Origin of the sequence: Micromonospora sp. NPDC023644 (assembly GCF_040640115.1) — a bacterium.
Lineage (GTDB): Bacteria > Actinomycetota > Actinomycetes > Mycobacteriales > Micromonosporaceae > Micromonospora.
Genome location: NZ_JBFABA010000003.1, coordinates 227,108 through 250,942, shown reverse-complemented (window position 1 = coordinate 250,942; position 23,835 = coordinate 227,108). Strand labels below are relative to the sequence as shown.

Genomic DNA, 23,835 nt, shown 5'->3' with positions numbered 1-23,835 from the left:
TCCTCACCTCGGCTGGTGCGGGGGCGCGGGCGGCGCCCAGGGCGGCTGGTGCGGGGGCTGAGCGGGTGGCGGCGCGGGGGACGCCGGAGGGTGGTGCGGGGTGGACGGCGCGGGCCGCCGGCGGAACCAGGCGCTGGCCGCCGGCAGTGCCAGCAGCACGGCTACCACAAGGTAACCGAGCACCTGGCCGACGGAAAGCCCCGCGCCCAGGGGGATCCACCAGGACGGGTAGGCGTCGGCGAGGATGCCGAAGAGCTCCGCCGTCGCCCGGTCGTCCTCACCCGACCCGAGCGGGGTGGCACGCTGGCCGACCAGCAGCGCCAGCCCGCAGCACCCGGCGATCAGCCCCAGCCCCGAGACCACCCAGGTCGCGGTGCGGGCGCCGTCCCGCCCGGCCCGCAGGCCGAGGGCGAGACCGCCGAGGAGCAGCCCCGCGAGCAGGCTCACCACCGCCGTCAACACGGTGGACATGCCCAGCAGGGTGACCATCCGGTCGATCTGGTCCGGTCGCGCCGAGGTGCCGTCGGCGGCGGCGCGGAACCGGTCGACGGTGCCGCCCCGCGTCGCCACACCGGCGGCGGCGTACGCGAGGGCGGCGACCGCCATCAGCGCCAGCACCGCCACGGCCGCCGTGACCACGGCCGGGCGGCGGGCCGGTGCCCTATCGGGGTACGACACGACGGGTCCCTCCGGTAGGCGTCGGGTTGCAACCTACTCGGAGGGACCGTCGGCGTCGCTGTCGTCGACCGGTCAACTCACCGGCGGCGGGGTCGGGCCGGGACGGTCCGACCCGGGCTGCTCGCCACCCGGGTGCGACCCCGGCTGGTCCCCGCCGTACGGAGCGGACGGCGGCTGGCTGCCCGGAGCCGGCGGGTAGCCCGGCTGGTCGGGGGCCTGCGGCTGCCCCGGCGTCGACGGATAACCCGGCGTGGGCGGGTAGCCGGGCTGGCCGGCCGGGCCGGTCTGCGGGTAGCCGGGCTGTCCGGTCTGCGGGTAGGCCGCACCCGGGACCGGCGGTTCCCACGCCTGCTTCGGCTTGCGGAAGAACTCGTTGGCCTTCGGCAGCGCCAGCAGGATCAGCGCGGCGAGCAGCGCGAGCAGTCCGAGCACGCCGAGCAGCGTGGTGACCGGGTTGAACCAGCTGGGCAGCGCCTCGTCGAGACGACGCTGGATCTCCTCCGGGCTCGGCCCGTCGCCGGTCGTCTGACCGGTGCCAATGCCGCCGCCCAGCCCGCTGGCCAGCCCGCCGCCCGTGCAGCAGACCATGATGCCGCCGAGCACCCAGGTGGTGATCCGCGACCCGTTGCTGCCCCGGTTGTTGAACACCCCGAGCACGGCCAGCACGACCGCGATCAGCAGCACGAAGACGGCGCCACCGATGGTGATCATCGTGGTGATGTCCGCCAGGTTCTGCGTGCCGTTGGCGTCGGTGCCCCGGTACGCGTCGTCGAGCACCTCCGAGATGGTGCCGACGGTGGCGAGCGTGATGATGAGGCCGATCAGCTGGGTGAGCGCGAACAGCCACAGCAGATACGTGGAAATGGTCACCACACCCGGCCGGGTGCGGGCCGGCGTGTTGTGGGAATCGACCATGATTCTCCTTCCCTAGATCGCGGTCACACCGTATCCAGGTCGAGCCACTCGGGCACGTCAGACGGACACCGACCCGCCGGACGGCGGGGCGATCGGCGGGCCACGGGCGACGCGTCAGTAGCCGCGCCACTCCGCGCGGGCGTACTCCAGCACCCGGGGCTGGAGTAGGGTGGAGGCCGGCACGTCCACCCGGCGGCGGTCGGCGGGGAAGTTGCCGGCGGCGGAGAGCGTGGCCACGTCGAGGAAGCGCAGCGCGGGCGCGTCCGGCGGCAGGGCCAGGGCGGGCGCGGTCGGGCCGGGGGCGGCCAGCAGGAAACCCCAGTCGCCGAAGGACGGCACGTCCACGTGGTACGGCGTGGTGGCGAAGCCCGCCTCGCGCAGCGACGCCTCGATCGACCAGTACGACCGGGGCGCGAAGTACGGCGAGCCGGACTGCACGACCAGCCGGCCGCCCTCGGCGAGCACCGCCCGCACCAGCGCGTAGAACTCGACCGTGTAGAGCTTGGCGGTGGCCGTCTCGTCCGGGTCGGGCAGGTCGGCCACCACCGCGTCGAACCGGTCGGCGGCGGTACGCAGCCAGGAGAACGCGTCGGCGTGCACCACCCGCACCCGGGGATCGTCGAGCGCCCCGCCGTTGAGCCGGCGCAGCTGCGGCTCGCTGCGGGCCAGCGCCACCACCGCCGGGTCCAGGTCCACCACCGTGATCCGCCGGACGTCCGGGTAGCGCAGCAGCTCGCGTACGGCGAGGCCGTCCCCGGCGCCGAGCACCAGCACCTCGCCACGCGGGCCGTTCAGCACCGGATGCACCAGCGCCTCGTGGTAGCGGTACTCGTCGACGGAGCTGAACTGGAGGTCGCCGTTGAGGAAGAGCCGCAGGTCGGTGCCGGCACGGCCGGTCTCGGCGACCGAGCGGGTGAGCACGATCTCCTGGTACCGGCTGCGCTCGGCGTGCACCACCGGATCCCGGTAGAGCTGCTGGCGGGCGGTCAGCTCGAAGTCGTGCGCGGTCACCCACGCGTACCCGAGGCTGAGGAAGACCACGACGCTGCCGGCGCCGAGCGCGACGCGGGCCCGGCGGCTCAGCTCCCGGCGGAAGACCGTGCAGACCAGCGCGAGGCCGGCGACGGCGTTCACCGCGCCGACCACCAACGCCCCCTTGAGCTGACCGAAGACCGGCAGCAGCAGGAACGGGAAGGCCAGCCCGCCGAGCAGCGCGCCGACGTAGTCGGCGGCGAACAGGTCGGCCACCGCGCTGCCGGCGGCCTGCTCCCGGATGCGTTGCAGCAGCACCATCAGCAGCGGGATCTCCGCGCCGATCAGCAGACCGAGCACGAAGGCGGTGCCGATCAGCGCCGGGCCGTAGAGGTCCAGCCACGCGAAGGCCGCGTAGAGGCCGAGCACGGAGAGGCCACCGAGCAGGGCCAGGGCCAGCTCGATCGCCGCGAACGCGGCGGCGGCCCGGGGCTGCAACGGCTTGGCGGCGAGCGCGCCGACGCCCATCGCGAACACCATCACGCCGAGCACGATCGACGCCTGCCCGACCGTGTCCCCGATCAGGTAGCTGCCCAGGGCGACCAGGGCCAGCTCGTAGACCAGGCCGCAGGCGGCGCAGACGAAGACCGCGACGAGCACCGCCGCGCGGGACAGCCGCCACCGCGCGGGTGCCGGCGCGTCGACGGTCACCGACCCTCCGGCGTACGCCCGGCGGCCCTCACCCGCGCGGTCCCCTGCCCCTCGGCCTCCTTGCGGTGCTGGCGGCCGCGCTGCCAGAAGCCGACGGCGAACAGCAGCGCGGTGAACAGCAGCAGGCCGAACGCGGCGAGGAAGTAGCCCCAGCGGTCACGCCAGAGGTCGCTCCTGGTCTCCGGCAGCGGCGACGGCTCGCCTGTCGCGGCTGCCGGGGTCGGAGCCGGCTCCACCACCCCCGCCTCGGCGGCGAGCAACGGCAGCGAGACGGCGGCCCGGGTGACCGCCCAGCCCGGCTCGTCGACGAAGGCGTCCTCGGTCAGCCCGAGCCGTTCCAGCCCGTTCTGCATCCGCAGGCGGGCCAACGCGGGGACGTCGTCGGACGTCTCCACCGTGACGCGGGCGAAGTCGTTGCTCTCGCTGCTCTCCGACGTGTACGCGACCCGCGCGACCACCTGCACCCAGCGCGGGCAGGCGGCGTTCTCCTCGACCGCCACCCCGTCGCCGAGGTTCGATCCGACGCTGAGGTCGGTGTACCGGTAGTAGTCCCGGAGCACCCAGCCGTAGCAGATGCCCTGGCTGTCGCTGGAGCGTTGGAGGATGGGCACGGTGTCGCCGCGTTCCTGCGCCGTCGGGGGCAGCACGTCGTCGCCGCCGTCGTTGCCGTTGACCACGCCGATCCCCACGCAGCACAAAAAGAGCCCGGCGACGACCGCCCAGATGATCCAGCTGCCGCTCTTGGTCGCGCTTCCGCCCGCCGTTGGCCGCCCGGCGGGCTTCTTCGCCGTGGCCATCAGCTGATCGCGGCGGCGATGATCGCGCCGGTGGCGAGGTGCACGACGGCGGAGACCCAGACCGCCGGGTGCGGCTGCTGGTCCACGAGGATCTCGCCGAGCTTGCCCGGCGTCGCCACGTCGAGCAGCACGAAGGCGGCCGCCATGATGACCAGGCCGAGGATCCCGTACGCGGACGCGCCGACGATGCCGAGCACGAAGTCGTCGTCGCTGGCGGCGATCGCGGCGACCACGATGATGCCGACGCCGGCCAGGTTCGAGGCGAGCAGCAGCGCGGCGTTGCGGTTGCGCTCGGTCCAGATCAGCTGGTTGAGCCGGCCGGGGGTGGCGAGGTCCACCAGGACGTAGCCGATGCCCATCAGCAGGACGCCGACCGCCCCGTAGGCGAGGGTGACCAGCAGATCGGTGACGAGGGTCTGCACAGGAGGCTCCAGGGTGAGGGGGGTCGGGGCGTCACTTGCCGCTGCCGGGGCCGCCGCCCCGGACGGTGCTGCCACGGCCCCAGCCCCAGTGGGAGCCGACCGTGGAGTGGTAGCGGGGGTAGGCGGTGCTCATGCGCTCCAGCAGGATCACCGAGCCGGCGGCGATCGGCAGGATCACCACGGAGTCGTCGTCGTAGCGCAGGTAGACGCCGCTGCCGTCGACGTACTGGTCGGCCGGCTGCCACGCTTCGGTGACCTCCTTCGCCACCTGGCTCGGCGATCGGTTCGAGGTGTAGGCGATGGCGTTGCGGCCGATGTCGTGGCTCGCCGCCCGCCTGTACTTGTCCTCCACGTAACCGCGCGGGGAGAAGCTGCCGTAGAAGATGGCGAAGGCGGCGACCAGGGCGCCGATGACGGCGAACGCCACCCCCACCACGAACCAGCGTCGGTACGTCATCGCAGTGCCACCACCGTCTCGGTCAGGACCAGCTCGTTGGTCTGGGGATACGCGTGCCAGGTGCGCCAGGCGAGGGTGCCGGCCGGCGGATCGGGGCGGACCGCCAGCGCGGTCACCGCGTCGGCGTCGCCGGGGAACACGCCCACCAGGGCGTACGGGTCGTCGGCCAGGTCGGCCCGGAGCGCGGCGACCTGTTCGCTGAGCCCGGTGCCGGCGGGCCGCAGCACGGTCGCGGTGAAGTGGTAGCCGCCCGCCTCGTCCCGCACCGCCGGCGGCAGCTCGGGCGGGCGGCCGGGCAGGCAGGCGACCGTCTCGGTCAGCGTGGCGCCGGGCGCGTGCAGGACCACCTGGTGCGAGGCGCCGAGCAGCCGCAGCCGCAGCCGGACGTCGCCGGGCAGGTCGAGGTCGAGCACGTGCAGCGCGGGCCGCTCGACGTCGTCCAGCGCGAGGCTGAGGTCGGCGGCGCTGGTGTCGACGTACGGGGCATCGAGGGTGACGAGCATCAGCCCACCTCGGCCTGCGGGTAGATCATCACGTCGCCGCGGTGCAGCAGCTCACCGAGCGCCACCTCCCAGCCCGCCTCGCCGTACGCCTCGAAGGAGAGCCGGGCCCCGCCGGGCGCCTGGTAGTCGTGGTACCGCATGGTGCCGGTGGGGTCGAGACCGGTGTTGCCGACAGCGGTGTAGCGGGCCTGGCCGGACTCGTTCCAGTTGTAGCGGCGGCCGGCGAAGTCGATGGTCGGGGCGCCGGGGGTGACGGTGGCGCCCCGCTCGGCCCCCCAGAGCACCAGCTCCAGCTCCGGGTCCTCCTCGACGGAGAGCCAGCGCCGCACGCCGGCGGCGTCGTCGAGCAGGTGCTCGGCCCAGCTCCAGCCGCCCTCGACCAGGCGGATCGAGCCGCGCACCGCGTACGACACGCCCCGGATCTCGACGATGTCGCCGGGCTTCAGGCGGCGCGGGTCGCCGCGCAGCGCGTCGGCGTCCCGGTCCCGCAGCGGGTCGCCCGGTCCCTTGGGCCGTTGCTGCGGGCGGGAACGCGTCCGGTTCCAGGCCACCGCGGCCACGACCAGACCCGCCACTCCGACCAGACAGCCCATCGCCGCCAGCACGTATGCGATCGTCCCGCTCATCCCGACCACCTCCCCAGGTACGTCGGCGCAGACGGTAACAACCCCGCGCACCTGGGGAAACACGCTGTCTCCTGAGTGAGGGAACAGTCACCCGGCGTGCCCTGCGCCGGGACCCTCCCCGGTGTGCCCCAGGCCCGTCCCCGAGCGCCGGGGGTCAGCCCCGGGAGAGGTGCCCGGTGGCGTACTCGCGCAGGGTGGTGCGGCCCATGACGCAGCCGGTGAAGGTGCCGAACTCGGCCGGGTCGTCGCGCAGCGCCGTCCAGGCGGCCCGCCCGGCGGTCGGGTCGGCGTGCTCCAGCAGCGTGGCGGCGTAGACGCGGCCGGCCGGCGTGGCCTCGGTGAGCAGCCGGTCGAGCTGCCCGCGTACGCCCTCGGGGTCCTCCGCGAGCGCCGCCTCCACCCGCCGGTACGCCTCGGTCACCGGCAGCAGCGTGCCGGCGATCCCCACCCCGCCGAACGCCACCGTGTCGGCCTGCCGCAGCTCGTCGAGGGCCGCCTCGACCTCCCGGTCCCGCTTCTTCCCGATACCGAACATGCCCCTGTTCCTTCCCCGCCGCACCCCCGCCCACCCTGTCGATCAAGAGGTTCGCGCCCTCGGTCGGGCGTTGCCGAGGCGCAAACCTCCTGATCGACGCGGATCCGCCCCGGCCGGCGTCGCCGGCCGGGGCGGGACGGGGGTCAGGCCGTCGAGACCGCCAGGGAGTCCCTGGTGTCCGCCAGGTCGACCTTGACCGTGTCGCCGTCGCGGATCTGGCCCGACAGGAGCGCCTTGGCGAGCTGGTCGCCGATCGCCGTCTGGACCAGGCGGCGCAGCGGGCGGGCGCCGTAGATCGGGTCGTAGCCGTGCTCGGCGAGCCAGACCCGGGCCGGCTCGGTGATCTCCAGGCCGAGGCGACGGTCGGCGAGACGCCTGCGCATCCGCGTCAGCTGGATGTCGACGATGGCCCGCAGGTCGTCCCCGCGCAGCGCGGCGAAGACCACGATGTCGTCGAGGCGGTTGAGGAACTCCGGCTTGAAGTGCGAGCGGACCACCGCGAGGACGCCCTCCCGGCGCTGCTCCTCGGCCAGCGTCAGGTCGCCGATCACCGACGACCCCAGGTTGGAGGTGAGGATCAGGATGGCGTTGCGGAAGTCGACCGTGCGGCCCTGCCCGTCGGTGAGCCGGCCGTCGTCGAGCACCTGGAGCAAGATGTCGAAGACGTCCGGGTGGGCCTTCTCGACCTCGTCGAGCAGGATCACCGAGTACGGCCGGCGGCGCACCGCCTCGGTGAGCTGGCCGCCCTCCTCGTAGCCGACGTATCCGGGCGGGGCACCGACCAGCCGGGCGACGGAGTGCTTCTCGCCGTACTCGCTCATGTCGATGCGGACCATCGCCCGCTCGTCGTCGAAGAGGAACTCGGCGAGCGCCTTGGCCAGCTCGGTCTTGCCGACGCCGGTCGGGCCGAGGAAGAGGAAGCTGCCGGTCGGGCGGTCGGGGTCGGCGACGCCGGCCCGGGCGCGGCGGACCGCGTCGGAGACGGAGCCGACCGCCTCGGCCTGGCCGACCACGCGGGCGCCGAGCGACTCCTCCATCCGCAGCAGCTTGGCGGTCTCGCCCTCCAGCAGCCGGCCGGCGGGGATGCCGGTCCAGGAGGCGACCACGGCGGCGATGTCGTCCGCGCCGACCTCCTCCTTGAGCATCGCGCCCTCGGCCTGGAGCCGGGCCAGCTCCTCCTCGGCCTGCTTCAGTTCGGCCTTGAGGGCGGGAATCCGGCCGTAGCGCAGCTCGGCGGCCCGCTCCAGCTCGCCGTCGCGCTCGGCCCGCTCGGCCTCGCCGCCGAGCCGCTCCAGCTCCTCCTTGGCGGTGGAGAGCTTGGTGATGTGGCTCTTCTCCAGCTGCCAGCGCTCCGACAGGACGGTGAGCTGCTCGCGCTTGTCGGCCAGCTCCTTGCGCAGCCGCTCCAGCCGCTCGGCGGAGGCGGCGTCCGGCTCCTTGGCCAACGCCATCTCCTCGATCTCCAGCCGGCGCACCGCCCGCTCGATCTCGTCCACCTCGACCGGCCGGGAGTCGATCTCCATCCGGAGCCGGGACGCGGACTCGTCGACCAGGTCGATCGCCTTGTCCGGCAGGAACCGGTCGGTGATGTAGCGGTCCGACAACGAGGCGGCGGCGACCAGGGCGGCGTCGGTGATCCGTACGCCGTGGTGCACCTCGTAGCGCTCCTTCAGGCCGCGCAGGATGCCGATGGTGTCCTCGATGGTCGGCTCGCCGACCAGCACCGGCTGGAAGCGGCGCTCCAGGGCCGGGTCCTTCTCGATGTGCTCGCGGTACTCGTCCAGCGTGGTCGCGCCGACCATCCGCAGCTCACCGCGGGCCAGCATCGGCTTGAGCATGTTGCCGGCGTCCATCGAGCCCTCGCCCTTGCCGGCGCCGACGACGGTGTGCAGCTCGTCGAGGAAGGTGATGACCTGGCCGTCGGAGTTCTTGATCTCCTCCAGGACGGACTTGAGCCGCTCCTCGAACTGGCCGCGGTACTGCGCACCGGCGACCATCGCGCCGAGGTCGAGCGAGACGAGCTTCTTGTCCCGCAGCGACTCGGGTACGTCGCCGGCCACGATCCGCTGGGCCAGGCCCTCCACGATGGCGGTCTTGCCGACGCCCGGCTCACCGATGAGCACCGGGTTGTTCTTGGTGCGCCGGGACAGCACCTGGATCACCCGGCGGATCTCCGAGTCCCGGCCGATGACCGGGTCGATCTTGCCGTCGCGGGCGCTGGCGGTCAGGTCCACGCCGTACTTCGCCAGGGCCTGGTAGGTCTGCTCGGGGTCGGCGCTGGTGACCCGCCGGTCCCCGCCGCGTACCGACGGGAAGGCGGCGACGAGCGTCTCCTCGGTGGCGCCGGCCGACTTCAGCGCGTTCGACACCGCGCCGCCCACCCGGGCCAGACCGGCGAGCAGGTGCTCGGTGGAGGTGTACTCGTCGCCGAGCGGCCGGGCGATCTGCTCGGCGGCCCCGATGGCGTTGACGAACTCCCGGGCCAGGGTCGGCTCGGCGATGCTGGAGCCCCGCGCGGCGGGCAGGTTGTCGACCGAGCGCTGGGCGACCCGGCGCAGCTCGACGGGATTGGCCCCGACGGCGCGCAGCAGGCCGGCTGCGGTCGAGCCGGCGGTGTCCAGCAGTGACAGCAGCAGGTGCCAGGGCTCCACGGTGGCGTGTCCGCGCTGGTTCGCCACCGCGACGGCACCGGTGATGGCTTCGCGGCTCTTGGTGGTGAGACGTTCCGTGTTCATGGGCTCCCCCGGATCGGCGTGTCCACTGGGAAGGACACAACCAGAGTTGAGCCTATTCCGCTCAACCCTGGCGACGTGAGCTGGATCACTTCTGCGCCCGCTCGCCGGCGCGCGGCCCCTGTCGAGCTGAATCGTCCACGACATCACGTACCGCCCGGGCGGTGACCCGTCGCGGCGCGGTCCGTGGCGGAGAAGCACTGACAGATCACTCAGCGGCAGGCGGCCGCCTGAGAAGATCCGCAGGTGACGGCGGGGAGTAGCCTGGCCGCGTGCGCGTACGTGTCGAACAGACCGCCCTGCCTGGCATCGGGGTCCGTCACGATCTGCTGACGGAATCCGGCCGCCGCCTCGGCGTCGTCTCCCACCGCAATGGCCGCCGTGACCTCGTCCTGTACGACCCGGACGATCCCGACTCATGTCAGCACGACATACCGCTGACCGACGACGAGGCGGAGGCGCTCGCCGACATCCTCGGCGCGTCCCTGATGCTGGGCCAGCTCTCCGGGCTGCGCGACCAGGCCGCCGGGCTGCTCACCGAGCAGATCGCCATTCCGGCCGGGTCGAAGTACGTCAACCGGAAGCTCGGCGACACGCAGGCACGTTCCCGCACGAGCGCCTCGATCGTCGCGGTGCTGCGCCACGGCGAGGTGATCGCCTCGCCGGACCCGTCCTTCCGCTTCGCCGCCGGTGACGTGGTGGTCGTCGTCGGGACCCGCAAGGGTCTCGACGGAGTGACAGCCATCCTCGCCGACAGTGACCCGGACGGCTGAGGCGCGGATGCACCACACGACAACCCTGCTCGTCGAAGTCGGCGCGCTGCTGTTCCTGCTCGGCCTCCTCGGTCGGCTGAGCCGCCGGATCGGCCTCTCGCCCATCCCCCTCTACCTGCTCGCCGGGCTCGCCTTCGGGCACGGCGGCCTGCTCCCCCTCGCCGCCAGCGAGGAGTTCTTCGCGGTCGGCGCCGAGATCGGCGTGATCCTGCTGCTGGTGATGCTCGGCCTGGAATACTCGGCCAACGAGCTCGTCGGCAACCTGCGCGCCGCGGCCCCCGCCGGGCTGATCGACGGGGTGCTCAACGCGCTGCCGGGGGCGGCGTTCGCACTGCTGCTCGGCTGGGACTGGGTCGCCGCCCTGGTGCTGGCCGGCATCACCTGGGTCTCCTCCTCGGGCGTCATCGCCAAGGTGCTCGCCGACCTCGGCCGCCTCGGTAACCGGGAGACGCCGGTGGTCCTCTCGGTCCTGGTGATCGAGGACCTGGCCATGGCGTTGTACCTGCCCCTGCTGACGGCCGTGCTCGCCGGCACCGGCCTGCTCGGCGGCGGGATCGCGCTCGGCGTCGCGGTCGGCACCGTGCTCCTGGTGCTGGTGGTCGCCATCCGGTACGGCAACATCATCTCCACGGCCATGTCGGCGAAGGACCCGGAGGCGCTGCTGCTCGGCGTACTCGGGATGACCCTGCTCGTGGCCGGCATCGCGGCGAAGCTCCAGGTGTCGGCGGCGGTCGGGGCGTTCCTGGTCGGCATCGCCCTCTCCGGGCCGGTGGCGCACCACGCCACGGAACTGCTCACGCCGCTGCGGGACCTCTTCGCGGCGGTCTTCTTCGTCTTCTTCGGCCTGGTCACCGACCCCCGGGACATCCCGCCGGTGCTGCTGCCCGCGCTGGCGCTGGCCATCGTCACCATGGGGACGAAGACCCTCACCGGTTACCTGGCGGCCCGCCGGGTCGGCATCGCCGAGCCCGGTCGATGGCGGGCCGGTCTCGCCCTCGTGCCACGGGGTGAGTTCTCCATCGTCATCGCGGGCCTCGCGGTGGCAGCCGGCAGCGTCGAGCCGAAACTGGCGGCGCTCGCCACGGCGTACGTGCTGATCACCGTGGTTACCGGGCCGATGCTGGCACGGCTGCCCGACTTCGCGTGGTTCAAGCGCTGGCTGCGGCAGCGCGGCGCGGCCCAGCGGAGCCGGCCGGCACCCGTACCGGACTGACCCACGTTGGCCGAGGGCCGGATCGACCGTACGGTCGGTCGGCCCTCGGCCAACGGGTGTCGAATTGCTCCCCACGGGGTCTACCGCCGATCCGCGCTCCGGGTTACCGTTTCGCCCCAGCAGCCAGAGCTCGCGGGTGGCCGAGGCCCCCGCGGACGAGAGCGGAAGGTTGGCCGTGAGCGTGCAGGAGTCGACGTTCCACGGCTTCGCCAACCCCGTCGACCCGACCCCCACCGAGTTGCGGACGTGGGCCTACCAGCCGGACTCCGTACCGCTGACCTCGATGCCGCCGGACTGGGACCTGCTGGTCTCCGGCGACCGGCTGGTGGCGGTGCTCTTCGACCTGGCGATGGACCCGGCCTGCCCGGCGCGCCGGTTCGCGCTGCACTGCCTCTACATCTACGCTGCCGACGGCATCCGGACGAACTTCCGCGCCCACCCGAAGCGGCGCTTCCGCAAGCTGGTCGAGCAGGCCGAGCGCAACGGCGACGACCTGATGCGCACCTGGGCGTACAACAGCCGGGCGCTGCTGGCCCGCCCGGAACTCTTCGTCTACCGGGACTGGTGCGAGGGCGGCCTGGTCCGGGAGAACCGCCGCATCGCCTGAGCGCGACGCCCGCCCTGGCCCCCGGGCGTCCCGGCCCGCACCCACCGACGACGAACGGGCCGGGACCCCCGCCCTGGGCTCCTGGCGTCCCGGCCCGCACCCACCGACGACGTGCGGGCCGGGACCCCCCGTGGGTCCCGGCCCGCACGTCGGCGGATCGTCAGTGTTCCGATCCGCCCTGCTTGTCGCGTCTCGCCGTGTCGCGCCCCCGGTCGGTGCCGTCGTCGGGCTGGTCGGCGGACGTGCCGTTCTTGATCTTGTCGGTGAGGCGGCCCTCGGTGACCCGGTCGAACCTCTCCCGGACGTTCTTCGCCACCTCTTCGAGCCGTTCCTCCGCCTGCTGGGCAACCTTCCTCGCCGCTTCCGCCATGGCTCCCCCTGCCATTGGAGTCCGGATTAAGCTGGTTGGACCTGATTCGCAGGTTAGCGGATCCGCTGCCGCCCCCGCTGACGAACCGCCAACCACGTCCGGTGGAACGCCACGGGTGTCATCGACGGGCGGTGACACCCGTGGTGTTCCACCGACGGTGCGCAGGTCGGGGTGGTGTCCGGCGCGACGTCGGACGTGACGCGCCGGAAGGGACGGCGGAGACGACCGCGCCCGGCCGCGGGAGGGCGGCCGGGCGCGGTGAGGTCAGGTGTCGTCAGCGCTCGGGGCCCCGGCGGGGACGCCAGACCACCAGCGCGGTGGAGGTGCGGTTGGTCGGCACCAGGTCGCTGCCCGGGAAGCGGGCCAGCGCCTCCAGCTCGGCGATCCGGCGGTACGCGGCGTCCAGCTCCGCCTCCAGCCGGGCCACCCGCTGCTGCGCCTGCTCCAGCAGCCGCTCCAGCCCGATGATCCGCTTGACCCCGGCCAGGTTGATGCCGTCGTCCTGGCTGAGCCGCTGCACCTCGCGCAGCAGCACCACGTCGCGGACGCTGTAGCGGCGCCCGCCGCCGGCGGCCCGGCCCGGCTGGACCAGGCCCAACCGGTCGTACTGGCGCAGGGTCTGCGGGTGCATCCCCGCCATCCGCGCCGCCACCGAGATCATCAGCACCTTGGCCTCGTAGGCAGGGTCACCCGAGCCGACGAACTCGTCCGACATCCCGCTCACCTCCGCGTGCACTCCACCGAGCCGACTGAACACCGGGTCAACTGAATCGACGTACCCGCGCCTCGAGATGTTCCCGGGCGGCCGGCGGGGTCTGCGCGGCGAAGGTCTCCAACGCCGCACGCGCCTCGTCGGACACCCGCGCGGGCACCACCACGTCGAGCGTCACCAACAGGTCGCCCGCCTGACCGTCACGGCGGACCACCCCCTTGCCCCGGGCCCGCAGGATCCGGCCGCTCGGCGTGCCCGGTGGCACCCGCAGGGTCACCGCGCCGTCGAGGGTGGGCACCCGCAGGTCCGTGCCGAGCACGGCCTCCGCGAACGTGACCGGCACCGTCAGCGTGAGGTCGTCGCCGGTACGCCCGAACAGTTCGTCCGGCCGCACCTTGACGTGTACGAAGAGGTCGCCCGCCGGCCCGCCCCGCGCGCCGGGCTCGCCCCGCCCGGCCAGCCGGATCTTCTGCCCGTCCGCCACCCCGGCCGGGAAGCGGACGTTCAGCGTGCGGGTCTTGGTGACCCCGCCGGTGCCCTGGCACTCGGGGCACTTCTCCTCCACGACCGTGCCCACGCCCTGGCAGTTGCGGCACGGCTCCGAGAAGCTGAACGACCCCTGGTTGCGGTTGGTCACCCCGGCCCCGTGGCACACCGGGCAGGTGCGCGGCTGGGTGCCGGGCTTTGCTCCGTTGCCGTGGCAGGTGTCGCAGACTCCCGGGGCGCGCAGGGTCAGCGGAATCGTCACCCCGCGTACGGCGTCGCCGAAGTCGAGGGCCACCTCGGCCTCGACGTCCCGCCCCCGGGCCGGGCCACGGGCCGCCGCCGGACCGGTGGGGCCACCGGCGCCGCCCGAGAAGATCGAACTGAACAGGTCCTGGAAGCCGGCCCCGCCGAAGCGGCGGTCACCGGCCCCGCCGGCGGCGCCCCCGAACAGGTCGGAGACGTCGAACGGCACGCCGCCGGGCTGGCCGGCGCCACGGGCCCCGCGCCGGAACGCCCCCGAACCGAACAGCGACCGCAGCTCGTCGTACTCCCGCCGCTTGGCGTCGTCGCCGAGGACGGCGTACGCCTCGGAGGCGGCCTTGAAACGCTCCTCGGCCTTCGGGTCGCCGGGGTTGTGGTCCGGGTGCGAATCCCGGGCCAGCTTCCGGTACGCCTTCTTGACGTCGTCGGCGGAGGCGGCCTTGTCCACGCCCAGCACGGCGTAGAAGTCCTTCTCGATCCAGTCCTTGGAACTCACCGGTCCACCCCCTTCCCTAGCTGGGGACCGACCGTCCCGCCCGCCCTCTGCGGGCGGGCGGGACGGTCCGGTCGTCGTTCCGCACTACTCCGGGTCGGCGACCGCGACCATCGCGGGCCGCAACAGCCGCTCACCGACCTGGTAGCCCCGGCGCATCACCTGTACGCAGGTGGGCTCGGTGACGTCGGCCGAGGTCTGGTGGGCGACCGCCTCGTGCCGGGTCGGGTCGAACGGGTCGCCCTGCTCGCCGAACGGGGTCAGCCCGAACTTGCCGAGCGCCGTGGTGAGCTGTTCGGCCACGGTGCCGAACGGCCCGACCAGGTCGCCGTGCTCGCGGGCCCGGTCCAGGTCGTCGAGGATCGGCAGCAGCGCGGCGAGCACCGCGCCGGTCGCCTGCTCGGTGACCAGGCCCTTGTCCCGGTCCACCCGCTTGCGGTAGTTGGCGTACTCCGCCGTCACCCGCTGCAGGTCCCGGGTCCGCTCGTCGAGATCCTTGCGCAGCGCCTCGAGTTCGGCGCCGAGCGCGGTCGGGCCGCCGTCCACCGGCTGCGCCGGGGCGTCGACCACCGGCGGGCCGACCACCTCGGCCGCCTCGACCTCGATCTCGTCGACGACGACCTCGGCCTCCTCGACCAGGCCCTCGGCCGGGGCGTCCGAACCGGCGTCGGCGGCGGCCGGCTCGGACGTCTCGCTGATCTTGCGGTTGTTACGGATGACGACCCGCGGCCCGTCGCCGGCCTGCTCGGCGGGCGCGGAGCCACCCGGCGCCGACCCGGTCGCACCCGGGGCGGCAGCTCGTGGCTTCTCCGTCATGGGGCTACCTCATCCCTCTGCCGTGGTTCCGTGTCCGGGGACGAACCGTCACTTCTTGTCCTTGTCCTCGTCCACGATCTCCGCGTCGACCACGTCGTCCGCGCCACCGGCCTGCGCGCCGCCGGTCGCCCCGGCGCCCGCGGCACCCGCCGCGCCCGGGCCGGCCTCGCCCGGCTGCTCGCCCTGCTGGCTGTAGAGCAGCGAGCCGGCCTGCTGGGAGACCTGCGCCAGCTTCTCGTGCGCCGACTTGATCCTCTCGATGTCCTGGCCGCCGAGCGCGCCGCGCAGCTCGCCGAGCGCCTCGTTGATCTGGTCACGGGACTCCGACGGCAGCTTGTCGCCGCTCTCGGCCAGGAACTTCTCGGTCTGCCACTGGAGCGCCTCGGCCAGGTTGCGGGTCTCGGCCTCCTCGCGGCGACGCTTGTCGTCCTCGGCGTGCTCCTCGGCGTCGCGGCGCATCCGCTCGATGTCGTCCTTCGGCAGCGAGGAGCCGCCGGTGATCGTCATCTTCTGTTCCTTGCCGGTGCCGAGGTCCTTGGCGTGGACGTTGACGATGCCGTTGGCGTCGATGTCGAAGGTGACCTCGATCTGCGGCACGCCGCGCGGCGCCGGCGGGAGGCCGGTCAGCTCGAAGGTGCCGAGCTTCTTGTTGTAGGCCGCGATCTCCCGCTCGCCCTGGAACACCTGGATCAGCACCGACGGCTGGTTGTCGTCCGCCGTGGTGAAGACCTCGGAGCGCTTGGTCGGGATGGTGGTGTTGCGCTCGATCAGCTTGGTGAAGATGCCGCCCTTGGTCTCGATGCCCAGGCTCAGCGGGGTCACGTCGAGCAGCAGGACGTCCTTGACCTCGCCCTTGAGCACACCGGCCTGGAGGGCGGCGCCGACGGCGACGACCTCGTCCGGGTTGACGCCCTTGTTGGGCTCCTTGCCGGTGAGCTGCTTGACCAGGTCGGTCACGGCCGGCATCCGGGTCGAGCCGCCGACCATGATGACGTGCTCGACGTCGGAGACCTTGATGCCGGCGTCCTTCACGGCCTGCTCGAACGGGCCCTTGCAGCGGTCCAGCAGGTCCTGCGTCATTCGCTGGAACTCGGCCCGGCTGAGCGTCACGTCGAGGTGCAGCGGGCCCGCCGCGCCGGCCGTGATGTACGGCAGGTTGATGTTGGTGGTGGTGGCGGCGGACAGCTCGATCTTGGCCTTCTCGGCCGCCTCGCGGAGCCGCTGCAGGGCCATCTTGTCCTGGCCCAGGTCGATGCCGTGCTCGCCGCGGAAGGTCTTCACCAGGTGGTCGATGATCCGCTGGTCCCAGTCGTCGCCACCGAGGTTGTTGTCACCGCTGGTCGACTTGACCTCGACGACGCCCTCGGCCAGCTCCAGCAGCGACACGTCGAAGGTGCCGCCGCCGAGGTCGAAGACCAGGACGGTCTGCTCCTTGGAGCCCTTGTCCAGCCCGTACGCCAGGGCCGCCGCGGTCGGCTCGTTCACGATCCGCAGCACGTTGAAGCCGGCGATCTCGCCGGCCTCCTTGGTGGCCTGGCGCTGGCCGTCGTTGAAGTAGGCCGGGACGGTGATCACCGCGTCGGTGATCTGCTCGCCCAGGTACGCCTCGGCGTCCCGCTTGAGCTTCATCAGCGTGCGGGCCGAGATCTCCTGCGGGGTGTACTTCTTGCCGTCGATGTCGACGGACCAGTTGGTGCCGATCTCCCGCTTGACCGAGCGGATCGTCCGGTCCGGGTTGGTCACCGCCTGGCGCTTGGCGACCTCACCGACGAGCACCTCGCCGTTGCGGGCGAACGCGACGATCGACGGGGTCGTCCGCGAGCCCTCAGCGTTGGCGATGACGGTGGGCTCACCGCCCTCCAGGACGCTGACGCAGGAGTTCGTCGTGCCGAGGTCGATACCGACCGCACGTGCCATCTTCGCTTCCTCGCTTCATCACGTTGTGGGCAGGTGACGGGCGACGCCCGTCGAGCTGCCCGGCGGGCGTCGCCCGCAGCGACCCCACCACAAGTTGAGTGAACTTGACTCAATAGTGCCACGCCCCGCGAAATCGTCAAGTCGGGGTTGAGTCGACCCGACGCAACCCCAGGTTCTTACCGACCGGTTGTCTTCCCTTGCGTCGGTCGGGCACGCTTTAGCGGTGACGACGCACGGCGATCCCGCCATCCCGGCCGGCACGCCCACCGTCGCAGCCCGCACCGGCCCCACGGATGCCGGGGAGGACCGGCCCGCCACCACCGGGGACGACAGCCTGCCCGCCGCACTGGCCGACCTGCGCGCCGCGATCGGGGCGGCCCGGTTCCCGCTCGCGCTGCCCTCCGCCGAGCCCGCCCGTCGCTCCGGCGCAGGCCTCACCGACCAGCTCGACGACTACCTGCTGCCCCGACTGCGCCGGCTCGACGCGCCGCTGCTCGTGGTGATCGGCGGGTCCACCGGCGCGGGCAAGTCCACCCTGGTCAACAGCCTGGTGCAGGCGCGGGTGAGCGCCGCCGGGGTGCTCCGCCCGACCACCCGCTCCCCCGTGCTGGTCTGCAACCCGGCCGACTCGGGCTGGTTCCGCAAGGGCGAGCTGCTGCCCGGCCTGACCCGCACCACCGAGCCCAGCGAGGATCCGCGCACCCTGCAACTGGTCACCGCCCCGGCCCTGCCGGCCGGGCTGGCCTTCCTCGACGCCCCCGACATCGACTCGGTGGTCGACGCCAACCGGGCCCTCGCCGGCCAACTCCTGGCCGCCGCCGACCTCTGGCTCTTCGTCACCACCGCCGCCCGCTACGCCGACGCGGTCCCCTGGGAGCTGCTGCGCAGCGCCCGGGCCCGGGGCGCGGTCATCGCCATGGTGCTGGACCGGGTGCCCCCGGAGGCGGCCGACGAGATCGCCGCCCACCTGTCGGAGATGCTCGCCGCGCAGGACCTGGGGGCGGCCCCGCTCTTCGTGCTGCCGGAGACCTGGGTCGACGGGCAGGGCCTGCTGCCCGAGCGGGTCACCGCGCCGCTCGCCGCCTGGTTCGCGCGGCTGGCCGCCGACGCCGACGCCCGCGCCGCCGTGGTCCGGCAGACCCTGGACGGCGCGCTCGCCGCGCTGCACCCGGCGGTCGAGGGGCTCGCCGACGCCGCCGAGGAGCAGGTCACCGCCGCCGACGCGCTCGACGAGCGGGTGCGGGCCGCGTACCGGGGGGCGCACCGGACCGTCGAGCAGGGGCTGAAGGACGGTCGGCTGCTCCGCGGCGAGGTGCTCGCCCGCTGGCAGGAGTTCGTCGGCACCGGCGAGTTCTTCCGCACCCTGGAGGCCCGTATCGGGCGCATCCGCGACCGGGTGGTGGCGGCGGTCACCGGCCGGCCCGCGCCCGCGTCGGAGCTGCGGGACGCGATCGAGTCCCAGCTGGTGACCCTGCTGCGGGGCGTCGCCGCCGAGGCGGCCGAGAACGCGTACACCGGATGGAAGGCCCATCCCGCCGGGGCGGCGTTGCTCGAACCGGGGCTCGCCCATCCCGCCGCCGACCTGCCCGAGCGGGCCGAGCGGCTGGTGCGGGAGTGGCAGCGCGGCGTGCTGGAGCTGGTCCGCGCCGAGGGCGGCGACCGCCGCTTCGTGGCCCGGACGGCCGCGTACGCGGTGAACGCCACCGGGCTCGCCGTGATGATCGCCGTGTTCGCCTCGACGGCGTTCATCCCCACCGGGCTGGAGCTGGCCACCGGGGCCGGCACGACCGTCGCCGCGCAGACCGTGCTCCAGGCGATCTTCGGGGACCAGGCCGTGCGTACGCTGGCCGCCAAGGCCCGGGCCGACCTGCTGGACCGGGTGCGGGCCCTGCTCGACGACGAGGCCGCCCGCTACCTGGACCGGACCGCGGAGGCGCGGCCCGCCGCGGACACCGCGGAGGCGCTGCGCGGGGCCGCCAACCGGGTGGAGATCGCCCGGAACCGCAGCGGCCTCGCCGGCGCGAGCGTCGCGGGCCTGCCCGGCACCGAGGGTGAGGGGACATGACCAACATCGTCGGGCGGATGCGCGAGGCGTTCCGCGGTGAGCAGCGGGTCGACGCCGACGCGCTCATCGCCCGCCTCGACGCCGTACGCCGGTTCCTCACCGTCGTCGACGGCCACCTGCCGGACGCGCAGCTCGTGCCGGCGCACACCCTGGTCGAGCGGGCCGGCACCCGGCTGGCGCTCTCCCGCGACCACACCGTGGTGGCCCTCGCCGGCGCGACCGGCAGCGGCAAGTCCAGCCTGTTCAACGCGCTCGCCCGGATGGAACTCTCGTCGGTCGGCGTGCGCCGCCCCACCACCGGCGTCACCCACGCCTGCGTCTGGGGGCCGCTCGACGGCGGCAACCGGCTGCTCGACTGGATCGGCGTGCTGCCCCGGCACCGGTTCGTCCGGGAGAGCGTGCTCGACGCCGACGACGAGTCCTCCCTGCGCGGGCTGATCCTGCTCGACCTGCCCGACTTCGACTCGGTGCAGCGGTCCCACCGGCTGGAGGTGGACCGACTGCTCGGCCTGGTCGACCTCGTGGTCTGGGTGGTCGACCCGCAGAAGTACGCCGACCGCGTCATCCACACCAGCTACCTGAGCGAGTTCCACCGGCACCGGGACGTCACCCTGGTCGTGCTCAACCAGGCCGACCGGCTGCCGCCGGCCGAGCTGCCCCGGGTGCTGGCCGACCTGCGCCGGCTGCTCGACGCCGACGGCCTGGACGGCGTACCGCTGCTGGCGACCACCGCCGTCGACCCGGCGGGCATGGCCGGGCTGCGGGAGGCGCTGGAACGCACGGTGGCCGAGCGGCAGGCCGCGCTGCGGCGGCTCCAGGGCGACGTGGACGCGGTGGTGGCCGGGCTCGACGAGCTGGTCGGGGGCGCCTCGCCGGCCGGCGGGCCGGACGACGCCGCCGTCACCGCGCTGCACCGGGCGCTGGCCGGCGCGGCCGGGGTACCGGCGGTCGCCGAGGCGGTCGAGCAGGCGTACCGGCACCGGGGCGGCGCCACCACCGGCTGGCCGCTGGTCCGGGGCTGGCGGCGGCTGCGGCCCGACCCGCTGCGCCGGCTGCACCTGCCCGGCCCGGCCGCCGGCCGCGACGAACCGGCGGAGAGCCTCGTCGCCGCGACCTCGGTGCCCGACCCCACCGCCGCCCAGCGCTCGGCGCTCGGGCTGGCGATCCGGTCGGTGGCCGACCGGGCCGGGGCGGACCTGCCCGCCGCCTGGCCGGCCGCGGTGACCGCCGCCGCCCGGTCCCGCCTCGGCGACCTGCCGGACGCGCTGGACCGCGCGGTGGCCGGCACGGACCTCGGCATGGACCGGCGACCGTTCTGGTGGCGGATCGTCGGCGGCCTCCAGTGGCTGGTGACCCTGGCCGCGCTGGCCGGGCTGGGCTGGCTGGCGCTCGGCTACGGGCTGCGCGCGCTGGGCCTGCCGGCGTTGGAGCACCCGATGGTCGGCGAGGTGCCGCTGCCCACCCTGCTGCTCCTGGGCGGCCTGCTCGCCGGGCTGCTGGTGGCCGCCCTGACCAGGCCGGTCGTCCGCTGGGCGGCCCGCCGGGCCCGTCGCCGGGCCGAACGGCGCCTCACCGCCGCGGTGGCGACGGTCGGCGAGGAGCACGTGCTGACGCCGGTACGCGCGGTGCTCACCTCCTACACCGAGGCCCGCACGGCGCTGGGGGAGGCCGCCGGCCGCTGAGCCGGAATCCCGTCCCCCGGCAACCGCAGGTCGGCGGCGTGGCGCCGCGACGCGTGCCGGACGCTCGGGTCGCTCGTACCGTCCGGAGGCGGGCGGCGGCGTAGGGTCGGTGGATGGGAACGCCTCAGACCCCGTACGACGCGGTGCTGCACGCCGCCCGCGACGTGGCCAAGCTGGACAACGCCCTCGACGCGGAGATGCTCGGCGCGGCCCTGCTGGGCAGCGTCTACTCGGTCGCCGAGACCGAGCGAGACGCCGCCGTCCGGGACTTCGTGGCCGGCTTCCTGGCCGCCACCTCCCGCCGCCGCTCGGCCGCGGCGACCACCATCCGCTCCGTCTTCGCCGCGCTGGTGCCCGACGCCGAGGGCGCCGGCCGGGTCCGCCCGGGCGCCGCCACCCCGGCCTGGGCCGCCCAGCTCGGCCGCGTGCACCTGACCGGCTGCTGGTCCTACGGCGACGTGTACGGCGACCAGACCTCCTACCTGGCGACCTTCGCCTACGACGACCCGGCCGGTGGCTCGGCGCACGCCGTGGTGACGCTGCTCGACCACAACATCGGCATCACCAAGGACGTCTTCGTCGGCGGGCCGCCCGACCGGATCCTCGACCAGGTCCGGCAGATGTGCACCGGCGACGAGCTGACCTGGTTCCGCGACGAGGAGCCGGCCCGGATGCGCGCCGAGGTGACCCGCCACCTGGCGATCACCGACGGCATGACCGAGCTGCCCGGGGAGGGCTCGCTCGCCACCGACCGCGCCCTGCTCGGCGCCCGGTTGGCGCTGCTGCCCCAGGCGGCCGGGGCGGCCACGCCCGCCGCCGAGCCCCTCTCCGCCGCCGAGCGTACGGACCTGGTCCGCCGGTTCCTCGCCGCACCGGAGGCGGCCCGGTTCGGCCTGGACGCCATCGACGGGGCGGAGCTGGCCTCGCTGCACTTCTGCCTCAGCCTGCTGCTGGACCACGCGGCCAGCTTCCCGGACGCCGACCCGATGCGGTGGAGCCCCACCGTGGCCGGGCTGTTCCTGCTCGACTGGGTGCACCGGAGGGCGGTGCTGGACATGGACGACGCCGCACTGCTGCCCCGGGTGCTGCGCGCCTGGGCCGGGTACGCCGCCCGCAAGCGCGGGCTGCCCGAGCAGGCGGCGGCGCAGACCGACACGGCCATCGAGGAGATGGTGCCGGAGTTCGCCCGCCTCTACAGCACCGGCGAACGCCGCAGCCCCGCCACCGCCGCCGTCGCGCAGCTGATGGCCGACGGCGTCGACCCCGACGACCCGGCCGCCCTCGACGCCTGGATCGAGGCGAACCGCCACCGCCTGACCGACGACCCCGCCTGACCCACCCACCCCCACCCCGCACCGGCCCTCCCGCGCGCGTCACCCCTCCCCGCGCGCGTCGATCATGCAGTTGTGGTGGGCGAAAAGCAGCATTGCGCGGCTTTTACGGAGCACCACAACTGCATGATCGACGGCCTTGGCGGGGATGCGCATCGTCGGGCGGGAGGGAAGAGGGGTCGGGGCGGGTCAGCGGAGGGGGGCGAAGACCAGGGCGGCGACCAGGGCGCCCAGGGCGAGCCCGGCGACCACCTGGGGCACCGTGTGGTCGCGTAGGCGGACCCGGGACCAGCCGACCAGTACGAGCAGCGGCGCCGTCGCCAGCAACCCGGCCCCGAACGTGAGCACCAGCACGACCACCGTCCCGGCGGCCACCGCCGAGTGGATCGACATCTTCCACCAGTGGCTCACCGTCACGGCGACCACCAGGCCGACGAGTCCGGCCGCGGCCAGGGCCAGCACCGGGCGCGGCGCGCCGAGCACCGCGAGCAGGGCCAGCCCGGCGGCGACCGAGCAGAGCCCGAACAGCAGCGGGACCCGGCGCTGCTCGCGGACACCCACGTGATGGTCGGTCAGCCGGCCCCGCCGCACCCCGCCGAGGATGTACGCGAACGGGATCCCGCTGACGAAGAGCGTGGCCAGCAGCCCCCAGGCCAGGCCGTGGGCGCCCTGGGCGCTGTGCCAGCCGACCGCCAGCGTCAGCGCCGAGACCAGCACCGCGGGCGCGGTCAGTTCGGTCACGAACCGGGCGAGCCGGAGGCCCCGGCCGGGTGGCGGCGCGGCGGCCGGACGGGTCTGGGGTTCCGCGTCCGAACCGCCCGTCCCGTTCAGCGCCCCGCCTCTGCTCCACCGGGCCGCCGCCCGGACCCGTCCCCGTCCGCAGCCCGGCGCTCCGCCAGGGCCGGGCCCGGCCGTGGATCACCTGCCGTCGACCGTCACCGTACCCGTGACCGGCCCGCCTGGTGCCCGCTCCGGCCGGGACCGCCGGTCGGGCCGGGGTCGACGGTCGGGCCGGGGTCGACGGTCGGGCCGGGGTCGACGGTCGGGCCGGGACCGTCGGTCGCGCTGGGTGCCGGGGTCGCCGTGGGTTCGGGCGGCGGCAGCGAGAGGCTGCCCGTCGGCTCCACCGACGTCGGTTCGCCGCTCGGCGTGGGTGCCGGACTCGGGCTCGGGCTCGGCGTGGGTGACGGCGACGGGCTCGGGGACGGCTTCGGGGACGGGGACGGCTTCGGGGACGGGCTCGCCGGGGGACGTGGGGCCGGCCGGCCACCGGGCCGGGGCGGGGGCGGGGGCTTCGGATGCGCCGCCGGGCGGTGCGCCGGCGGCGGGGCCGGCGCGGCGACGATCGGCGTACGCGGGAAGGGCGGGACGATCCACCAGTCGCCCGGGGTGGCCACGGCGGGGGACGGGGTCGACGGGACGACCGGCGGCTGACCCGTCGCCGGCACCGGGATCACCACGGGGCCGACCGAGGGCGTCGGCAGGAACGGGGTGCTGCTGTCCGGCAGGGCCGTGCTGCCGACGGTGGCGGAGCCGGTGCTGACCGCGGCGAGGACCGGCATCGACGCGGTGCCGGCGAGCAGCGCCACCGTGAACAGGTAGCCCCGGGACGGCCCGCCCGAGCCGGGAGCCCGGTGCGCCCCGACCAGTCTCCGGTAGCCGCCGGGGGCGCGATGCCGGCCGAGGAAGGGAGTGGCGGGATCTTGGGCTGGCTCGGACACCACGCACTCCCTTTCGTCGGCTCGGCGGCGGACGGCCCGG

23 protein-coding genes are annotated in these 23,835 nt (G+C 74.2%); 6 read left to right on the top strand and 17 right to left on the bottom strand.

The genetic code is table 11. The annotated features are described in order from the left end of the window. Positions 1-3: 3 nt before the first annotated feature. The 10 genes from AB0G08_RS04165 to clpB all read right to left on the bottom strand — a co-directional run bounded on the left by AB0G08_RS04165 (position 4) and on the right by clpB (position 9,351). A complete protein-coding gene (locus AB0G08_RS04165) occupies positions 4-678 on the bottom strand; it encodes a hypothetical protein (protein ID WP_358082804.1) in 675 nt (224 codons plus the stop codon). Between the two features lie 72 nt (positions 679-750). Beyond that, positions 751-1,593: a hypothetical protein gene (locus AB0G08_RS04160; RefSeq protein WP_358082801.1), complete on the bottom strand. Its 843-nt coding sequence runs from the start codon at positions 1,591-1,593 to the stop codon at positions 751-753. 114 nt (positions 1,594-1,707) lie between these two features. Further along, entirely contained in the window at positions 1,708-3,276 is a 1,569-nt protein-coding gene (locus tag AB0G08_RS04155) for a polyamine aminopropyltransferase (protein ID WP_358082798.1), read from the bottom strand. Then, a complete protein-coding gene (locus AB0G08_RS04150; RefSeq protein WP_358082795.1) occupies positions 3,273-4,073 on the bottom strand; it encodes a hypothetical protein in 801 nt (266 codons plus the stop codon). The genes AB0G08_RS04155 and AB0G08_RS04150 overlap by 4 nt, the downstream gene beginning before the upstream one ends. Continuing rightward, positions 4,073-4,495 carry a DUF350 domain-containing protein gene (locus tag AB0G08_RS04145; RefSeq protein WP_089002664.1) on the bottom strand — a complete coding sequence of 141 codons (423 nt, stop codon included), beginning with the start codon at positions 4,493-4,495 and terminating at the stop codon, positions 4,073-4,075. Before AB0G08_RS04145 ends, AB0G08_RS04150 begins: the two co-directional genes overlap by 1 nt. A gap of 31 nt (positions 4,496-4,526) precedes the next feature. Then, positions 4,527-4,952, bottom strand: a complete 426-nt coding sequence (locus AB0G08_RS04140; RefSeq protein ID WP_358082792.1) for a DUF4247 domain-containing protein — start codon at positions 4,950-4,952, stop codon at positions 4,527-4,529. Further along, positions 4,949-5,455, bottom strand: coding sequence for a DUF2617 family protein (locus AB0G08_RS04135; protein ID WP_358082789.1), 507 nt, complete (start codon positions 5,453-5,455; stop codon positions 4,949-4,951). Before AB0G08_RS04135 ends, AB0G08_RS04140 begins: the two co-directional genes overlap by 4 nt. Next, positions 5,455-6,081: a DUF4178 domain-containing protein gene (locus AB0G08_RS04130; RefSeq protein WP_358082786.1), complete on the bottom strand. Its 627-nt coding sequence runs from the start codon at positions 6,079-6,081 to the stop codon at positions 5,455-5,457. Before AB0G08_RS04130 ends, AB0G08_RS04135 begins: the two co-directional genes overlap by 1 nt. A gap of 154 nt (positions 6,082-6,235) precedes the next feature. Then, positions 6,236-6,616 (bottom strand): hypothetical protein, encoded by a 381-nt coding sequence (locus tag AB0G08_RS04125; RefSeq protein ID WP_358082783.1) that lies wholly within the window; start codon positions 6,614-6,616, stop codon positions 6,236-6,238. Positions 6,617-6,759: 143 nt separating this feature from the next. After that, positions 6,760-9,351 carry an ATP-dependent chaperone ClpB gene (gene clpB, locus AB0G08_RS04120; RefSeq protein WP_358082780.1) on the bottom strand — a complete coding sequence of 864 codons (2,592 nt, stop codon included), beginning with the start codon at positions 9,349-9,351 and terminating at the stop codon, positions 6,760-6,762. A 269-nt stretch (positions 9,352-9,620) separates the two neighbouring features. Between clpB and AB0G08_RS04115 the strand changes: the two genes are divergently transcribed. The 3 genes from AB0G08_RS04115 to AB0G08_RS04105 all read left to right on the top strand — a co-directional run bounded on the left by AB0G08_RS04115 (position 9,621) and on the right by AB0G08_RS04105 (position 11,941). Continuing rightward, the gene (locus tag AB0G08_RS04115) at positions 9,621-10,121 is read left to right on the top strand and encodes a TrkA C-terminal domain-containing protein (protein WP_121397280.1); all 501 of its coding nucleotides are present in this window, start codon (positions 9,621-9,623) and stop codon (positions 10,119-10,121) included. A 7-nt stretch (positions 10,122-10,128) separates the two neighbouring features. Further along, complete coding sequence (locus tag AB0G08_RS04110; protein ID WP_358082930.1) at positions 10,129-11,334, top strand: cation:proton antiporter; 1,206 nt, start codon at positions 10,129-10,131, stop codon at positions 11,332-11,334. A 175-nt stretch (positions 11,335-11,509) separates the two neighbouring features. Next, complete coding sequence (locus tag AB0G08_RS04105) at positions 11,510-11,941, top strand: hypothetical protein (RefSeq protein ID WP_358082776.1); 432 nt, start codon at positions 11,510-11,512, stop codon at positions 11,939-11,941. Positions 11,942-12,101: 160 nt separating this feature from the next. Here AB0G08_RS04105 and AB0G08_RS04100 read toward each other — a convergent pair whose 3' ends face one another. From AB0G08_RS04100 to dnaK, 5 genes are all read right to left on the bottom strand, one after another. Further along, positions 12,102-12,311, bottom strand: a complete 210-nt coding sequence (locus AB0G08_RS04100; protein WP_358082773.1) for a hypothetical protein — start codon at positions 12,309-12,311, stop codon at positions 12,102-12,104. 274 nt (positions 12,312-12,585) lie between these two features. Beyond that, complete coding sequence (locus AB0G08_RS04095) at positions 12,586-13,026, bottom strand: helix-turn-helix transcriptional regulator (RefSeq protein ID WP_121399143.1); 441 nt, start codon at positions 13,024-13,026, stop codon at positions 12,586-12,588. Positions 13,027-13,072: 46 nt separating this feature from the next. After that, positions 13,073-14,266 carry a molecular chaperone DnaJ gene (dnaJ, locus tag AB0G08_RS04090; RefSeq protein WP_358082770.1) on the bottom strand — a complete coding sequence of 398 codons (1,194 nt, stop codon included), beginning with the start codon at positions 14,264-14,266 and terminating at the stop codon, positions 13,073-13,075. Between the two features lie 84 nt (positions 14,267-14,350). Continuing rightward, the gene (gene grpE, locus AB0G08_RS04085) at positions 14,351-15,079 is read right to left on the bottom strand and encodes a nucleotide exchange factor GrpE (RefSeq protein ID WP_358082767.1); all 729 of its coding nucleotides are present in this window, start codon (positions 15,077-15,079) and stop codon (positions 14,351-14,353) included. Between the two features lie 48 nt (positions 15,080-15,127). Further along, a complete protein-coding gene (gene dnaK / locus AB0G08_RS04080) occupies positions 15,128-16,996 on the bottom strand; it encodes a molecular chaperone DnaK (RefSeq protein ID WP_358082764.1) in 1,869 nt (622 codons plus the stop codon). Positions 16,997-17,219: 223 nt separating this feature from the next. Between dnaK and AB0G08_RS04075 the strand changes: the two genes are divergently transcribed. From AB0G08_RS04075 to AB0G08_RS04065, 3 genes are all read left to right on the top strand, one after another. Next, on the top strand, positions 17,220-19,061 hold the full coding sequence (locus tag AB0G08_RS04075) for an ABC transporter (RefSeq protein WP_358082761.1): 1,842 nt from the start codon (positions 17,220-17,222) through the stop codon (positions 19,059-19,061). Continuing rightward, on the top strand, positions 19,058-20,743 hold the full coding sequence (locus AB0G08_RS04070; protein WP_358082757.1) for a GTPase: 1,686 nt from the start codon (positions 19,058-19,060) through the stop codon (positions 20,741-20,743). Before AB0G08_RS04075 ends, AB0G08_RS04070 begins: the two co-directional genes overlap by 4 nt. A gap of 113 nt (positions 20,744-20,856) precedes the next feature. Then, the gene (locus AB0G08_RS04065) at positions 20,857-22,077 is read left to right on the top strand and encodes a hypothetical protein (RefSeq protein ID WP_358082754.1); all 1,221 of its coding nucleotides are present in this window, start codon (positions 20,857-20,859) and stop codon (positions 22,075-22,077) included. A gap of 186 nt (positions 22,078-22,263) precedes the next feature. Here the strand turns inward: AB0G08_RS04065 and AB0G08_RS04060 are convergent, their stop codons facing one another. Both AB0G08_RS04060 and AB0G08_RS04055 read right to left on the bottom strand, forming a co-directional pair. Beyond that, entirely contained in the window at positions 22,264-22,815 is a 552-nt protein-coding gene (locus AB0G08_RS04060; protein ID WP_358082750.1) for a phosphatase PAP2 family protein, read from the bottom strand. A 194-nt stretch (positions 22,816-23,009) separates the two neighbouring features. After that, the gene (locus AB0G08_RS04055) at positions 23,010-23,795 is read right to left on the bottom strand and encodes a hypothetical protein (protein ID WP_358082747.1); all 786 of its coding nucleotides are present in this window, start codon (positions 23,793-23,795) and stop codon (positions 23,010-23,012) included. Positions 23,796-23,835: the final 40 nt, after the last annotated feature.